Source organism: Citrobacter sp. EC_71, assembly GCF_019584005.1.
Taxonomy (GTDB): domain Bacteria; phylum Pseudomonadota; class Gammaproteobacteria; order Enterobacterales; family Enterobacteriaceae; genus Citrobacter; species Citrobacter werkmanii.
The window spans coordinates 1-12,911 of sequence record NZ_VDAY01000023.1 but is presented as its reverse complement, the minus strand read 5'-3'; the positions used below and the strand labels follow the sequence as shown (position 1 = coordinate 12,911).

Annotated in this window: 16 protein-coding genes and 2 tRNA genes; 12 read left to right on the top strand and 6 right to left on the bottom strand. The window is 50.8% G+C overall.

Annotation, left to right across the window (positions count from 1 at the left end; all coding sequences use genetic code 11):
- Positions 1-49 precede the first annotated feature (49 nt).
- The 3 genes from FHD02_RS20050 to FHD02_RS20040 all read right to left on the bottom strand — a co-directional run bounded on the left by FHD02_RS20050 (position 50) and on the right by FHD02_RS20040 (position 2,774).
- The gene (locus FHD02_RS20050; RefSeq protein ID WP_000769121.1) at positions 50-928 is read right to left on the bottom strand and encodes a restriction endonuclease; all 879 of its coding nucleotides are present in this window, start codon (positions 926-928) and stop codon (positions 50-52) included.
- A 235-nt stretch (positions 929-1,163) separates the two neighbouring features.
- A complete protein-coding gene (locus tag FHD02_RS20045; RefSeq protein ID WP_119922100.1) occupies positions 1,164-2,057 on the bottom strand; it encodes a dihydrodipicolinate synthase family protein in 894 nt (297 codons plus the stop codon).
- A 21-nt stretch (positions 2,058-2,078) separates the two neighbouring features.
- Positions 2,079-2,774, bottom strand: coding sequence for a B3/4 domain-containing protein (locus FHD02_RS20040; protein WP_048998202.1), 696 nt, complete (start codon positions 2,772-2,774; stop codon positions 2,079-2,081).
- A 43-nt stretch (positions 2,775-2,817) separates the two neighbouring features.
- On the opposite strand from FHD02_RS20040, the gene FHD02_RS20035 reads away from it, so the two are divergent.
- From FHD02_RS20035 to FHD02_RS24900, 4 genes are all read left to right on the top strand, one after another.
- Positions 2,818-3,420, top strand: a complete 603-nt coding sequence (locus FHD02_RS20035) for a helix-turn-helix domain-containing protein (protein ID WP_220394239.1) — start codon at positions 2,818-2,820, stop codon at positions 3,418-3,420.
- A 60-nt stretch (positions 3,421-3,480) separates the two neighbouring features.
- Positions 3,481-3,942, top strand: coding sequence for a GNAT family N-acetyltransferase (locus tag FHD02_RS20030; RefSeq protein WP_220394238.1), 462 nt, complete (start codon positions 3,481-3,483; stop codon positions 3,940-3,942).
- A gap of 26 nt (positions 3,943-3,968) precedes the next feature.
- Positions 3,969-4,487, top strand: a complete 519-nt coding sequence (locus tag FHD02_RS20025; protein ID WP_035897605.1) for a GNAT family N-acetyltransferase — start codon at positions 3,969-3,971, stop codon at positions 4,485-4,487.
- Between the two features lie 148 nt (positions 4,488-4,635).
- Positions 4,636-4,848: a conjugal transfer nickase/helicase domain-containing protein gene (locus tag FHD02_RS24900; RefSeq protein ID WP_220394276.1), complete on the top strand. Its 213-nt coding sequence runs from the start codon at positions 4,636-4,638 to the stop codon at positions 4,846-4,848.
- Positions 4,849-4,917: 69 nt separating this feature from the next.
- Here FHD02_RS24900 and FHD02_RS20015 read toward each other — a convergent pair whose 3' ends face one another.
- From FHD02_RS20015 to FHD02_RS20005, 3 genes are all read right to left on the bottom strand, one after another.
- Positions 4,918-5,115 carry a hypothetical protein gene (locus tag FHD02_RS20015; protein ID WP_220394279.1) on the bottom strand — a complete coding sequence of 66 codons (198 nt, stop codon included), beginning with the start codon at positions 5,113-5,115 and terminating at the stop codon, positions 4,918-4,920.
- 92 nt (positions 5,116-5,207) lie between these two features.
- Positions 5,208-6,470: an integrase arm-type DNA-binding domain-containing protein gene (locus tag FHD02_RS20010; RefSeq protein ID WP_220394237.1), complete on the bottom strand. Its 1,263-nt coding sequence runs from the start codon at positions 6,468-6,470 to the stop codon at positions 5,208-5,210.
- 161 nt (positions 6,471-6,631) lie between these two features.
- Positions 6,632-6,707 (bottom strand) — tRNA-Asn (locus FHD02_RS20005).
- A 160-nt stretch (positions 6,708-6,867) separates the two neighbouring features.
- Between FHD02_RS20005 and FHD02_RS20000 the strand changes: the two genes are divergently transcribed.
- From FHD02_RS20000 to ycfP, 8 genes are all read left to right on the top strand, one after another.
- Positions 6,868-8,355 carry an EmmdR/YeeO family multidrug/toxin efflux MATE transporter gene (locus tag FHD02_RS20000; RefSeq protein WP_304502716.1) on the top strand — a complete coding sequence of 496 codons (1,488 nt, stop codon included), beginning with the start codon at positions 6,868-6,870 and terminating at the stop codon, positions 8,353-8,355.
- A 99-nt stretch (positions 8,356-8,454) separates the two neighbouring features.
- Positions 8,455-8,530 (top strand) — tRNA-Asn (locus tag FHD02_RS19995).
- A 438-nt stretch (positions 8,531-8,968) separates the two neighbouring features.
- On the top strand, positions 8,969-9,328 hold the full coding sequence (gene hinT, locus FHD02_RS19990) for a purine nucleoside phosphoramidase (RefSeq protein WP_220394236.1): 360 nt from the start codon (positions 8,969-8,971) through the stop codon (positions 9,326-9,328).
- 2 nt (positions 9,329-9,330) lie between these two features.
- Entirely contained in the window at positions 9,331-9,705 is a 375-nt protein-coding gene (locus FHD02_RS19985) for a YcfL family protein (RefSeq protein ID WP_042309115.1), read from the top strand.
- Positions 9,706-9,718: 13 nt separating this feature from the next.
- Entirely contained in the window at positions 9,719-10,360 is a 642-nt protein-coding gene (gene lpoB, locus FHD02_RS19980) for a penicillin-binding protein activator LpoB (protein WP_042309113.1), read from the top strand.
- A complete protein-coding gene (gene thiK / locus FHD02_RS19975; RefSeq protein ID WP_137370763.1) occupies positions 10,341-11,165 on the top strand; it encodes a thiamine kinase in 825 nt (274 codons plus the stop codon). The genes lpoB and thiK overlap by 20 nt, the downstream gene beginning before the upstream one ends.
- Before the next feature lie 10 nt (positions 11,166-11,175).
- Positions 11,176-12,201, top strand: coding sequence for a beta-N-acetylhexosaminidase (gene nagZ, locus FHD02_RS19970; protein WP_137370764.1), 1,026 nt, complete (start codon positions 11,176-11,178; stop codon positions 12,199-12,201).
- 21 nt (positions 12,202-12,222) lie between these two features.
- Positions 12,223-12,765: an alpha/beta hydrolase YcfP gene (gene ycfP, locus FHD02_RS19965; RefSeq protein WP_003030817.1), complete on the top strand. Its 543-nt coding sequence runs from the start codon at positions 12,223-12,225 to the stop codon at positions 12,763-12,765.
- Positions 12,766-12,911 lie beyond the last annotated feature (146 nt).

Genomic DNA, 12,911 nt, shown 5'->3' with positions numbered 1-12,911 from the left:
TAACAGCATTCTGTGTGAAACGGGGAGCGGGTCACCGCTTCCCAACCCGTTATTTCAGCGTGCCGAACTGTTTGTTCTTCAGTGCATATAGTCGGTCGAACTCAGCATAGGGCTCTCCCGTTTCAGCGGCGTGCCGGGTTTTAGCGTCCAGAAGGTCGGGCAAAGGGATCCCATGACTTAGTGAGTGATAAAGATCATAACCACTGACACAGATAACCCGCTTCCCTTTACCAAAAGCCGTCAGACCTTCAGGCGTAAATCCCATCCAACTGATAAAAACGCCGCGTGTCCAGGTTGCCTTGGTACTGAGCTTTCCTTCAAATACATGGAGATCGGCAGCCGACGTTCTTTTCTGATGCCATTTTGCCTCCATCAGGTAAAATTCATCATTCAGTCGGAAACTTCCGTCAATCTGTTCGCCTGTATTTCGGAAAGACGAACGGGGAGCAAGCTTAAAGATACTGAACAGTTCAGCAAGCCAAGCTTCAAACCGAAAACCACGTAGTTGTGGCGGCAGAGATTTCATCTCGTTCATTTCAGCGATAAGTGAAGGCCAGTCAACACCATGCCATGCCTGGACAGGCTTTACGCCTTTGGCTTCATTGGTGTCAGCGTTTTCTAAGCGGGAAATCAGTGCAAGATAGTCATTACGGCTTTGTTCAGCCTGTTCAGGCATGGATTCTGTTTTATACTGCCAGAGAGCGCCAAGAACCCGCAGAGCGGTCTCACGATCAGTCTGTTTCAGCAAGCATCTAACTCGTTTGGCTTTTGATGTCCCCTCTTCCTGATAACGTTTATCATCAATATCAATGTTCAGTTCTTCATCAAAAAAAGCAGACAAGGTGCGGTTAGAGAAATCCAGTATCCAGCCAGGATCGCTCTCAAACACGAGATTAAACAGCCTCAAATCCTGCATTTTCAGTTTCACGCCTATCTCCTTTTTTTTACAGTATAACGGGATGAAAGTGGAGGAGGAAATGAGTCAGCACCTGTACACCAGCATTAGCGTGTTCCGCTATTGGCACGAAGCGGACCAGGTAACTGAGCTGAAGGTCCGCTGTGAGCGATGAGCGGACCTAAAGATATAGCTTCAAACATGCGATGATGATTGATATCCAGCTAGGTTTCAGAAAGACCGACAGACTGCCGGTCCTGCGGGGAGATTACTTCAGCTCCAGCATACTTATCACATGGGCAATATCCGCGATATCGCCTGCTGACAACGGCTGCAAAGGACGAGGCAGGCAATCCATGTCGGTTAGCCCAAGCACACCAGCAGCTGTGGCAATAACACGAAGACTTCCACCATGTTTACGGAACAGCGCCCACAAAGGTTCAAGGTGGGCTGTCAGGGCAGTAACGCGTTGATGATCCTTTACCGCCGCGGCTTCAGTAATTTGTTTCGCCATCTCAGGGAACAGACCGCCACACACGGAGTACCAGACTTCACAACCAGCGTTTAATCCCAGCCCCGCATAAGCGTCGCCACTGATACCGATTGTTACACCAGGGCGCAGATGTTGACGTAACGCATTCACCCGCTCAGTCGCTGCAGCGGGGCTATCCGGTACGCCAGGGATCTTGACCGAGCGAATCCCCTCAAGTGATGAGAGACGACCGTGGAGTTCATCCGTAAAGGTAAAATGCGTAGTGCCCGGATTATCATAGATACACACCGGTACAGACACGTGCCGGGTAACGGTCTCAAAGAGTGAGAATACTTCTTCGTCACGGAGTGGCTGGTAGCTGACCGCCGGGAGTAACAGAGCATTCGCGCCGGCTGCCTGCGCGTCATCTGCCAGATGCAGGATAGCATCGGTACTGACCGCTCCCACACATACCATCATTGGGATATCCCCGGCATGCTGTTTTGCCAGCGTTGCTACGCGCTTTCGCTGCTCCCGGGTCAGATAGGCGTAGCTTCCGGTTGACCCCAGGATGCCCATAGAATCAACCCGAGCTTCTGTCAGGCGGGAAAGAATATGGCTGAAACCCTTTTCATCCACGCCGCTGGCGGTGAGTGGGGTTAATGGAAACGCCGACAAACCTGTAAACATAAAAGTTTCTCCTGAATGATATTACTGCTGTTGTTCTTCGATGAGAGCAACCTCAAACCACAGACCGGGCATCATTTTTTCCAGGCCGTCGGTCAGCATCTTCCCGGCTTCGTGAAGTCTCTCCAGCGGCATCTGCGGCAGGCTTTCCAGAATAAACCACATTTGCTGAGCTTCCACACCTAAGCGGGTTCTGAGCCCCTGTCGCCAGTTCCAGCGACGGCAGGTCACGCCGATATCATCACACCAGATGATCTCGCCTTGTGAAGGATATTCAACGGCCTTTTCCCCCTCTTTGACTGTATCAAAAGGCTCTGTTCCTTTTGCCACAGCCAGACATGGTGAACCCTGATAGGCAGCGATATTCTCTCCACCCACCGGAACGGCGTAGCGGAGACTAACGGCATTATAAAGATCAACGATGGGATCAAGTGCTGGCATCGTTCCGTCACGTAATACGCGCTTGCGTAACGCATCCGCTGAGCAAGGGGTACGTTTAGGTTTAGCACCAAACTTTTGAAAAACCTCTGCCCATGCGGTCAGATGCGCTTCCGCCCACTCAGGCTCACCGGCCAGAACCGCTTCACAGGCTTCTCGCAGAGCTGTTTCTCCGATATCGGAGTTAAGCACTGGTGCAGCTTTTACGTAGACACTGAGTGCCCGAAAACCAGGCGCAATGCGATAAATTTCAGGGGCAATTGACGGAGAGACTGTTAACACGTGATAATCCTGTAATGACCAATTTATCCCATGATAATGACCGATGACCAAGAAAGTCAATTTAATGACCGATGCAGATTCTATCGTCAGCACCGTAAATGAAGCCGTATCTCAGCGGATTAAGCTGTATCGTAAGCAAAAGAAAATATCGCTCGATGAACTCTCCCGCCGGGCGGGCGTCAGCAAGGGCGCGCTGGTTGAGATTGAGGGATGCCGGGCAAATCCCAGCATAGCCCTGTTATGCCGCCTGGCTGCCGCGATAGGGGTTTCGGTAGCCGATTTTGTGGATGTCAGTTCCAAACCGACCGTGCATCTCATTGCTGAAGATGAGATCCCAGAATTGTGGGCTGGTGAAAAAGGAGGGAGAGCAAGGTTGCTCGCTGGTTCGGGCGGCCCTGATATGACCGAGCTCTGGATGTGGGAAATGCAACCGGGGGAAAAGTTTGCTTCGCCCGGCCACACGGAAGGGACGCTTGAGCTGTTTTATGTTCAGACAGGCACGCTCACGCTGGGTGTGAAGGACTACCTGTATCAGGTAAAAACCGGCTGTTCAGCAACAGCCAGAACGGACGTTCCTCATTTCTATGAAAACCAGGAGGAGGGACCATTGGTGTTCATCATGACAGTACATGAGAAAACATCCTGATTGTCGCCCGCAAGCAATAGGGCTTGTTTTATCACAGGTAAGTTTACATGGAGTGGTTCAGTGGATAATCAACATCTGAGTTTTGCCAAAAGCCAGTTTACTGTCACAACCGATCCCGCTTTTTTTCAACTGGAAGCCATTCACGATTACCTCTCGCAATCGTCCTGGGCTCCAGGCATTGATGCCGAAACGGTCAGAATATCAATCCAGAACAGCCTTTGTTTTGCGCTTCTGGATGGAACAAGACAAATCGGCTTCGCCCGCCTTGTCACAGACTATGCCACTTTTGGTTATTTGTGTGACGTCTACGTATTAAACGATTATCAGAAAAATGGTCTCGGCCGCTGGCTGATCGAATGCTGTCACGCCCATCCGTTGATGTCACGCCTGCGCCGGATAATGTTGGTCACTGACAGCGCGCCCTGGCTATACCAAAAACTGGGTTATAACCCATTGAACCGGAAAGATTTTGTCTGGCAGATCAATCGGCCCGACATTTATCGTAATGCCGGACAAAAATAAGAATACTTTTCAGAGAGTAATGATAAATGTTAATCCGTAGGGCCAGTTCCTCTGATGCAGAAGAGCTTGCTATTTTAGCCGAGCGAACCTTCAGAAAGACTTTCCAGGATGGTAATACTCAGGAGGATATGGATCTTCACTGCCATGCAAGCTATTCAACTAATATCCAGTTGAAAGAAATCCTCAGACAAGACTGGATTACATTAGTCTGCGAATACGAGAGCAAACTGATTGGGTACGCTCAACTAAGGTGGGAAGAGTTTCCTCCCTGTGTCAATAGCATCCATGCCGGAGAAATTCTGTGTCTGTATGTCGATGAGCCCTACCATGGTAAAGGATTTGCACAGGCACTGATGCAAAAGTGCTTTGCTGAATTTGAGGCAAAGGGATCGGATCCTGTCTGGTTAGGTGTCTGGGAACATAACCCAAGGGCCATCTCTTTTTACCGTAAGCTTGGGTTTACCGAGGTGGGTGAGCATATCTTTCAGGTTGGGTCAGACCCGCAGAGAGATATCATTATGAAACGCTCAACTTACGCTAGCTGAACACACATTTTGACGTCCGCTTTTGGCACGGAGCGGTCAGGGGGACAGAGACTCCATTTTGAACGAAGAGCTAGCGGTAGGTGTTATAAACAGAAGTCGGACGACACGATTCGAGAAGCTGACTCAATAGGAAGGCGTAAGCCTAAAGCTGACGGGACCGCCGTATGCGGACCCGTATGGAACGGCGGGAGCAATCCCGCCTCCTATACGGGGCGATGACGGGATTAATATTTTTAACTGTGAGGTAAAAGGGCCACGTAAAACTCGTCAGGTAAAAGGCTATCTTCTGGATAAGCCGGATGATATGTTTGGTAGCAATGTTCCGGAAGATAAGCCCTATTTAACTATCATGACGCAGTAATGGAAAAGGTGTGGAAGAGCGTGCTCTTTTTCATATTTAAGGGATGCCACAGTGGCGTCCCTTAATCATTTACAAAATCTCTTTTCCGACCGGAGGTGCATTAATCCACTCCCGATCTTCTTTGCTTATTTCAGCATCAGGATCACATTGTGCCAGTAGTCCGGAAAGTGAATGGCCGGGGTGCTTCTGAGATTCTGATTCTCCGGTTTTTTCTGTAAAATGATTTTCCATTTCAGCCTGTTGAATTAAATAATCAGTCCTGCTCATACTCTGGCTCCATATATGTGCGTGAAGGGTTATCTGCCGGGTACGTCAAGAGTAAAACTGCGGAAGATAACCCATCGTTATCACCAGAAAAATCAGGTGGTTTTATGCTGGCGGGCGTAAATATACGGCGCAACATGTCCATCGCGACTGACGTCCAGGTAGTCCGACCACCATTGCATCATGGCTTTACGGGCGTCGAGGTGCTCGGCGCGGTGAATATACGCCGCCCGCACGCTGTTGCGTTCCTGATGACTCATCTGCCTTTCCACTGCATCCCGCGACCAGAGCTCAGATTCCACCAGTGCGCTACAGGCCATTGCCCGGAAGCCATGTCCGCAGACGTCGGTTTTGGTATCATAGCCCATCAGACGTAACGCCCGGTTGATGGTGTTTTCACTCATCGGCTTATATGGGTTATGGTCGCCGGGAAACACCAGATCCAGATGACCGGAGATTTCCTGTATCTGCTTCAGAATGGTAATTGCCTGTTGGGAAAGCGGAACAATATGCGGGGTACGCATTTTTGCGCCACGACCTGAAAAACGGACTTTTTCGATCGCCTCGCGGGTGGCGGGGATAGTCCAGATTTTGTGTCTGAAATCGATCTCGCTCCAGCGGGCGAAGCGTAGTTCACTGGAGCGAATAAACAGGTGAAGAGTCAGCATCACAGCCAGCCTTGTTAACTGCCGTCCCTGCTGATAATCGCCAATGCGCTCAAACAATTCGGGCAATCGCTCCAGCGGCAGGGCGGGATAGTGATTTTTAACCGGCGGTGCGGTGACGCCTTCCAGATGCTGCGCCGGGTTGCTTTCGGTCAGTCCCTGCTGAACGGCGTAACGCATGATGTTGCAGAGCTGCTGCCGGGTACGGGACGCGACTTCCAGAAAGCCTTTATCCTCGATAACTCTCAGTAGTGCCGTAAAATGCTGCGTTTTAAGCATCGTGACGGGCAGATGACCAATTGCCGGAAAGATATGATTTTTCATACTGGCAAGGATGCGCTCTGCATAGTCAGTCGACCACTTTTTGTTGGTTTTGTGCCATGCTACCGCAACGGCCTCAAAGCATTTTTCCGGTGACGCGGCGGCTTTTTCAGTCATGCGTTGCTGTGCGGGATTGATATTCTGCGCCAGCAACTTACGGATACCGTCGCGCTGCTGGCGGGCATCGGAAAGCGAGACCTGCGGATAGGCACCTAATGCGATACGGGATTCTTTTCGGTTGAAGCGATATTTGAGATACCAGAGGCGTGAACCGCCCGGATTGACAAGCAGATACAGACCCTGAGAGTCGGTCAGTTTAAAGGGTTTATCAGAAGGCTTGATACTGCGAATTTTCGCGTCGGACAGGGACATATGGTGGTCACTCCATTATCGAACTGAAATGACCCCAAATCAGACCACCAATTTCGCCGGATGCGTAGAGAAAACCAGATACGCATCGGGAAAGATTTTCACGCTAACTTATTGAAACCTAATTGGATAGGGACTAATAAGCATGCCTGAAAACAGGAATTTGGCTCCTCTGACTGGACTCGAACCAGTGACATACGGATTAACAGTCCGCCGTTCTACCGACTGAACTACAGAGGAATCGTTGTGGAGGCTAATCTTAGCGGCGAAATTTTTTTTGTCAAACCCCATTTTCCTGAATAACGCTCAATTGATGCTTCTCTCAACAGTTTGTTGCATTTGCAGACATTTTAAATGGAAAAAACTTTGCAGCTTTTTGGATTCTCCCTCATCATTTGAAATGAGGTTTCAACTTTCTTCTTTAAGGTCCACTTTGAACGTCTCCGCAGCCTTACGCCAGGTCGCATCCCGCACGCCCTGGTACGCCAAACGCAAGAGTTATAAGGTTCTCTTCTGGCGCGAAATCACTCCGCTTGCCGTGCCTATTTTTCTGGAAAACACCTGCGTGCTATTGATGGGTGTCCTGAGTACTTTCCTGGTAAGCTGGTTGGGAAAAGAGGCGATGGCAGGTGTTGGACTCGCCGACAGTTTCAACATGGTCATCATGGCATTTTTCGCCGCTATCGATCTGGGTACCACGGTGGTAGTTGCCTTTAGCCTGGGAAAACGAGATCGTCGCCGGGCCAGAGCTGCTGCCAGGCAATCGCTGGTGATTATGACGATTTTTGCTACCGTGCTGGCAGCGGTCATTCACTATTTTGGTGAGCAGATTATTGACGTTGTCGCTGGTGAAGCAACGCCCGATGTAAAAGCTCTGGCACTCACCTACCTGGAGCTGACGGTGCTCAGCTACCCGGCAGCAGCCATTGCGTTAATCGGTAGTGGTGCCCTACGCGGTGCGGGTAATACAAAAATACCGCTGTTGATTAATGGTGGTATGAACATTCTGAATATTATTATCAGTAGCATCCTGATCTACGGCGTATTTTCTTGGCAAGGGCTGGGGTTCGTCGGTGCTGGACTGGGGCTGACAATTTCGCGCTACATTGGCGCAATTGCCATCATCTGGGTTCTGATGATTGGGTTTAACCCAGCGCTGCGTATTCCCTTCAAAAGCTATTTTAAGCCACTCAACCTCGCCATTATCTGGGAGGTGATGGGGATCGGCATTCCGGCCAGTATCGAATCAGTGTTGTTTAACGGCGGCAAGCTGTTAACGCAGATGTTTGTTTCAGGCATGGGGACCAGTGTGATTGCCGGGAACTTCATTGCCTTTTCTATTGCCGCACTCATTAACCTGCCGGGGAACGCTTTAGGCTCTGCGTCGACAATTATTACCGGCAGACGTTTAGGAAATGGTCAGATTGCCCAGGCCGAAATCCAGTTACGGCATGTATTCTGGCTGTCGACCATCGGTTTAACTGCCATCGCCTGGCTGACCGCCCCTTTTGCCGGCGTTATGGCCTCGTTTTACACCCACGATCAGGACGTAAAAGAGGTCATAGTCATTCTGATTTGGCTCAATGCGGCATTTATGCCGATATGGGCAGCCTCCTGGGTATTACCTGCTGGGTTTAAAGGCGCACGCGATGCCCGTTTTGCAATGTGGGTATCTATGCTGGGCATGTGGGGCTGTCGCGTTGTGGTAGGTTACACCCTGGGGATCGTTTTAGGATGGGGCGTAATCGGCGTCTGGTTAGGAATGTTCTTCGACTGGGCCGTACGCGCCGCATTATTTTACTGGCGTATGGTGACAGGTCGCTGGCTATGGAAATACCCGCGTCCCGAACAGGAAAAGTGCATAAAACAACCTGTTGCGCCTGAATAATCGGCGAAATGGGGAATATTTCGGCAAACGATTGAATTTATCGATTCAGGCTTTGACATCACTGAGTGGTGTCGCTAATATGCGCCTCGTTCACACGATTCCTCTGTAGTTCAGTCGGTAGAACGGCGGACTGTTAATCCGTATGTCACTGGTTCGAGTCCAGTCAGAGGAGCCAGATTTAAAAAGCCCGCTTAAGGAAACTTAAGCGGGCTTTTTGCTTTTGTTTTTGCTGCCACGCGCAGTTACCTGGCAAGCTGCTTTTTGAGTTGAGCTATACAGTGTTGTTTTTCCACACTGAGTACCGGTGATTAGCACGCCAGTTGATTGCTCCACGTAATCCTCCTCTATGGGAGTATCATCGAGATCCTCTATAACCACTAACATTCCATACGCATACAGATGATACGGCACATATGAAATGTTGTTTCAGTACTATGCTTAAGCAATAGCGTAGGGAAATGGTTATAAGAGCGGCGCTGACCAGGGTTTTTGCTTAAAAAATCGAGGGTTAAAGTTGAAAGAGCGTGAGTAACTCGCTCATACTCTATACTCGCAGTGTTACCCGGCGTAGCATGGCATAACGCTTGGGCTGTTAATGAAAAAGGAAAACGTCGTGGCAGAAGAAACTATATTCAGCAAAATTATCCGTCGTGAAATTCCGTCGGATATCGTGTACCAGGATGACCTGGTCACTGCGTTTCGTGATATTTCCCCTCAGGCACCTACGCATATTCTGATCATCCCTAATATCCTGATCCCCACCGTCAACGATGTGATGGCAGAACATGAGCAGGCGCTGGGCCGAATGATTACCGTTGCGGCGAAAATCGCGGAGCAGGAAGGCATTGCTGCGGATGGATACCGTTTAATCATGAATACCAACCGTCACGGTGGCCAGGAGGTGTATCACATTCATATGCACCTGTTGGGGGGACGTGCGCTTGGTCCGATGCTCGCACATAAAGGTCTTTAAGCATGACCAGAGGATGCATTGCACTTTCACTGGGCTTGCTGTTGCTGGCAGGCTGTCGCTCACACCCTGAAATTCCGGTCAGTGATGAACAGTCTCTGGTGATGGAATCAGCTATTCTGGCGGCGGGCATAACCGCAGAACAGCCCGTGTTAACAACGTCTGATATTCAGGCTTCAGCATCCTCGCGACTCTATAACGAAAGACAAGAATCCGTCACCGTGCATTATCGGTTTTATTGGTATGACGCCAGAGGGTTGGAGATGCACCCTCTGGAAGCGCCACGCAGCGTGACTATCCCGGCTCATTCGTCGGTAACACTGTACGGCAGCGCCAATTATCTGGGTGCGCACAAGGTTAGACTTTATCTATATTTGTAAGGGGTGAATCTTGATGATCAAAATGAATCGCTACGCATTGCTTGCCGCGCTGGCGATGTTTCTCTCTGGTTGTGTGGCTCAACGTGAACCTGCGCCGGTAGAGGAAGTGAAGCCGGTACCGGAACAGCCCGCGCAGCCGCAACAGCCGGTACCGGTGGTACCAACGGTGCCAGGTATACCGCAGCAGCCGGGTCCGATCGAACACGAGGATCAAACGGCGCAGCCAACACCGCGTCAACGTCACTACGACTGGAACAGCGCAATGCAGCCGATGGTGGGTAAAATGCTGCAGGCCGATGGCGTCAAAGCGGGTGGTGTTCTGCTGGTTGATAGTGTGAATAACCGTACTAACGGTTCATTGAACGCTGGCGAAGCGACTGAAACCTTACGTAACGCGCTGGCGAATAACGGCAAATTTACCCTGGTTTCCGCCCAGCAACTGGCTGTCGCCAAGCAGCAGTTAGGTCTGTCGCCGAACGATAGCCTGGGAACGCGCAGCAAAGCGATTGGTATTGCCCGTAACGTTGGTGCGCAGTATGTGCTCTATTCCAGCGCATCTGGCAACGTCAATTCGCCGGCGCTGCAAATGCAATTAATGCTGGTACAAACTGGCGAGATAATCTGGTCAGGTAAAGGTGCCGTTCAGCAACAATAACAGATTGACGCGCGATGAAGTTATGTCGCGCTACTTTCCGCAGTATCATCCCGTCGTAGCCAGCCACCATGGCTTGAGCGGCGGGAGCTGCATAATCGAACATCAGACCCACCGCTTAGTGCTGCGCTGTCATCACGACCCCGACGCGCCGGAATCGCATTTTCTGCGCCAATATCATGCGTTAAAACACCTACCGGAAAATCTTGCGCCCCGACCTCGTTTTTATACGCGGGGGTGGATGGCAGTCGACTTTTTTCACGGTAAGGTAGAATCCAGATTACCGGACGCCGACGAACTTGCTGACTTATTGTATTATCTGCATCAGCAATCCCGGCTGGGCTGGCGAATCAGCCTGCTGCCGTTACTTGAACAGTACTGGCAGTGTGGTGATCCGGCGCGTCGTACACCACATTGGTTACGAGCGTTAAAGCGGCTAAGAAAAAGCGGCGAGCCCCGCCCTTTGCGGCTGGGGCCGCTACATATGGATGTCCACGGTGACAACATCGTACGCGCACCGTCAGGGTTGCGGCTGATTGACTGGGAATATGCCGGAGACGGCGATATCGCCCTCGAGCTGGCGGCGGTGTGGGTCAGTGATGAGCTCCAGCACCAACAGCTAGTCAGCGCCTATGCCCGACGAGCGTGCATTGAGCCAACCGTTTTGTGGCGACAGGTCAGGCGATGGCGACCCTGGGTAATCATGCTAAAAGCAGGGTGGTTTGAGTATCGCTGGCGACAAACCGGCGATCAACAATTTATCAGGCTGGCCGATGAAACCTGGCGGCAGCTAACAATGAAAGGATGAGGAGAGTAGTGTGGGCCCAGTAATGTTGGATGTCGAAGGGTATGAGCTGGACGCTGAAGAGCGAGAGATTCTGGCGCATCCGCTGGTAGGTGGGTTAATCCTCTTTACCCGAAATTATCATGATCCGGAGCAGTTGCGTGAGTTAGTGCGTCAGATTCGTAGCGCGTCACGTAATCATTTGGTCGTGGCGGTTGATCAGGAAGGCGGACGCGTACAGCGTTTTCGCGAAGGTTTTACTCGCCTGCCTGCGGCCCAATCTTTTGCCGCGCTGCACGGTCTGGAAGAGGGCGGAAAACTGGCTCAGGACGCCGGATGGCTGATGGCCAGCGAAATGATCGCCATGGATATCGATATCAGCTTTGCGCCGGTTCTGGACGTGGGACATATCAGCGCCGCGATTGGCGAGCGCTCTTACCATGCCGATCCGCTGAAAGCGTTGGCTATGGCGACCCGTTTCATTGACGGTATGCATGCCGCTGGCATGAAAACCACCGGTAAACATTTTCCCGGACATGGAGCGGTGACGGCGGACTCACACAAAGAAACGCCAACCGATCCACGCTCAGAAGTCGAGATTCGGGCGAAAGATATGTCCGTGTTCCGGACGCTGATTACGGAAAACAAACTCGATGCCATTATGCCTGCGCACGTTATCTACAGCGATGTGGATCCGCGCCCGGCGAGTGGTTCGCCTCACTGGTTGAAAACGGTGCTGCGCCAGGAGCTTGGCTTCGACGGCGTTATTTTCTCTGACGATCTGTCGATGGAAGGCGCGGCGATTATGGGAAGCTACGCCGAGCGTGGGCAGGCATCGCTGGATGCTGGTTGCGATATGATCCTGGTCTGCAATAATCGTAAGGGAGCGGTCAGTGTGTTAGATAATCTGTCGCCGATCAATGCAGAACGTGTTACACGTTTGTATCATAAAGGTTCATTTTCACGTCAGGAACTGATGGACACGACACGCTGGAAGACGGTAAGCGCCCAGCTCAACCAGCTTCATGAGCGCTGGCAGGAAGAGAAAGCAGGTCATTAACGCACGTTTGGCGAGGATGCGATGATTATCTATTTACACGGTTTTGACTCTAATAGTCCGGGCAACCACGAGAAGGTGTTGCAGCTGCAATTTATCGACCCGGATGTCAGGCTGATTAGCTACAGTACGCGGCATCCTAAACATGATATGCAGCATCTGCTGAAAGAAGTGGACAAAATGCTGCAGCTTAATGTGGACGACCGTCCACTGATTTGTGGCGTCGGGCTTGGGGGGTATTGGGCTGAACGAATTGGTTTTCTGTGTGATATTCGTCAGGTGGTGTTTAATCCTAACCTGTTCCCCTATGAGAATATGGAAGGAAAAATCGACAGACCTGAAGAGTATGCTGATATTGCGACAAAATGCGTGACCAACTTCCGTGAAAAGAATCGCGATCGCTGCCTGGTGATCCTGTCACGCCATGATGAAGCGCTGAACAGCCAGCGTTCGTCAGAAGAGCTGCATCATTTTTACGAGATAGTCTGGGACGAAGAACAGACGCATAAGTTTAAAAATATCTCCCCGCATTTACAGCGTATTAAAGCGTTCAAGACGCTAGGTTGAGCTCAATAAGCGTTTAAAAAACCAGCTTTCGGGCTAACACCGTTCACTTAAGATGTTTTGAGTGAACGGGATACTGGGTTTTTGAGATTCGAACGGTCCTTTTTTTGGGCCGTTTTCTCTTTTCTGGCAGGATAAATTGTTTCACA

What these genes read in the sequence shown, in the direction of transcription:
- FHD02_RS20045 (WP_119922100.1), bottom strand. Translation starts at nt 2,057, where the DNA reads ATGTTTACAGGTTTGTCGGCGTTTCCATTAACCCCACTCACCGCCAGC.
- FHD02_RS20035 (WP_220394239.1), top strand. Translation starts at nt 2,818, where the DNA reads ATGACCAAGAAAGTCAATTTAATGACCGATGCAGATTCTATCGTCAGC.
- FHD02_RS20025 (WP_035897605.1), top strand. Translation starts at nt 3,969, where the DNA reads ATGTTAATCCGTAGGGCCAGTTCCTCTGATGCAGAAGAGCTTGCTATT.
- FHD02_RS20015 (WP_220394279.1), bottom strand. Translation starts at nt 5,115, where the DNA reads ATGAGCAGGACTGATTATTTAATTCAACAGGCTGAAATGGAAAATCAT.
- FHD02_RS20010 (WP_220394237.1), bottom strand. Translation starts at nt 6,470, where the DNA reads ATGTCCCTGTCCGACGCGAAAATTCGCAGTATCAAGCCTTCTGATAAA.
- FHD02_RS20000 (WP_304502716.1), top strand. Translation starts at nt 6,868, where the DNA reads ATGAGGTTTCAACTTTCTTCTTTAAGGTCCACTTTGAACGTCTCCGCA.
- FHD02_RS19985 (WP_042309115.1), top strand. Translation starts at nt 9,331, where the DNA reads ATGACCAGAGGATGCATTGCACTTTCACTGGGCTTGCTGTTGCTGGCA.
- lpoB (WP_042309113.1), top strand. Translation starts at nt 9,719, where the DNA reads ATGATCAAAATGAATCGCTACGCATTGCTTGCCGCGCTGGCGATGTTT.
- ycfP (WP_003030817.1), top strand. Translation starts at nt 12,223, where the DNA reads ATGATTATCTATTTACACGGTTTTGACTCTAATAGTCCGGGCAACCAC.